The sequence below is a fragment of the Streptomyces sp. NPDC003379 genome (assembly GCF_053589195.1).
Map to the genome: position 1 here is coordinate 1 of NZ_JBSFRK010000130.1, position 1482 is coordinate 1482.

Consider the following 1482-nt stretch of genomic DNA (forward strand, 5'->3'; position numbering starts at 1 on the left):
TGTGCTCGCCCTCCCCTGCCCGAACTGGGGCATCCAGCGTGATTCCGTACCAGTCCGGCACGCCGGACGAATCCCGATCATGCAACGGACCCTGCCCTCAACCCCAGGGTCTGTTGCGTGATCGTCTTCTGTCCGGGTTCATCCGGTGAGACCGAGGGCGGTCAGAGGTCGGTGCCAGTCGCGGGCTGTATGGCGTAGGGCGGCGGCGATGTTGGTGCGGCCGTCTTGGCGGTGGACGCCGATGGCGAGGTTGCGCAGGCCGGCCATGACGCGTGGAAGGCTGCCGGTACGGATCTTGGAACCGTCCTCGCGGAAGGTCCGGTCCCGGACGTGGTGCAGCAGGTTTTCGATCTTCCAGTGCCCTCTGATCCAGGCTGCGAGCCGGGCGCCGCTCGCGGTGCCGGGCGGCAGACTGGTGATCAGGTAGACGCGCTCGATGGTGAGCTTGCCACTGGTGAAGTCCTTTCTCCAGCGCACGACTTGAAGGGCCTGGCGGGCGTCGGGGTAATCGAGGTGGGCGAAGGCGGCGGTCTTCAGCCGTCTGATCTCCAGGCGGTGATGCGCCGTGGTGCGCTCGTAGTGGTCCAGGGCGATGTCCTGCCAGGGCAGGCGGCGGACGCGGCCGAACAGGGTGGGGTGGTTGGCCTTGACCTGGGCGATGTAGTGAGCGCCGCGGGTGCGGAGGTAGGTGCCGTGGGTGTGCTGGGTGTGCAGGGCGTCGGCGGTGATCACCGTGTCGGTCAGGTCGATGGTGTCCAGCAGGGGCTGGAAGGCAGGGATCTCGTTGCTCTTGTCGGCGACCTGGCGCTGGGCCAGGACGCTGCCGGTGTGTTCCATCGCGGCGAGCACGGTGACGTGCGCGGTGGTGGCGGTGCGTGAGCCGCGCAGGGCCTTGCCGTCGACCGCGATCGCCCGTAGCCCGGGCTTGGCCGGGGCGGCGCGGGCGGTGAGGAAGGCGCCGATCGCCCGATCCAGAGCATCGCCGTCGAGCTGGACAAGAAGACGTCGCAGGGTGTGGGGGTGCGGGACGGACACGATGCCGGTCAGCGGGTCGACGGGGAAGCCGAGGGCTCGGCAGGCCCAGGCGGGGGCGTCGGACATCCACTCTGCGATCGCGGTGAGCGACTGGGCACCGGCCAGCACGCTCGCCGCGGTCGCGGCGATGAGTGCGGGCAGTGGATAGCGGCGTCCGCGAACGCCTCGCGGGTCGGGCACCACGTCCAGGAAACCGGACAAACCGACCGCGTCCGACAGCGGGGCCGACTTGGAGGTCCGGGCCAGTTGGTCCAGCGCGGCAGGGATGATGGAAGATGCAGAAGCAGGCACGGACTCGCCAGGTGTTTATGGGACTTCGACACTCACATGATCACCGGCACCGTGCCTGCACTGTGCTCGCCCTCCCCTGCCCGAACTGGGGCATCCAGCGTGATTCCGTACCAGTCCGGCACGCCGGACGAATCCCGATCATGCAACGGACCCTGC

Annotated in this window: 1 protein-coding gene; it reads right to left on the minus strand. The window is 68.8% G+C overall.

All coding sequences use genetic code 11. The features are described 5' to 3' along the window. Positions 1-138: 138 nt before the first annotated feature. Positions 139-1326 (minus strand): ISAs1 family transposase, encoded by a 1188-nt coding sequence (locus tag ACWDVB_RS40255; RefSeq protein WP_451612068.1) that lies wholly within the window; start codon positions 1324-1326, stop codon positions 139-141. Positions 1327-1482 lie beyond the last annotated feature (156 nt).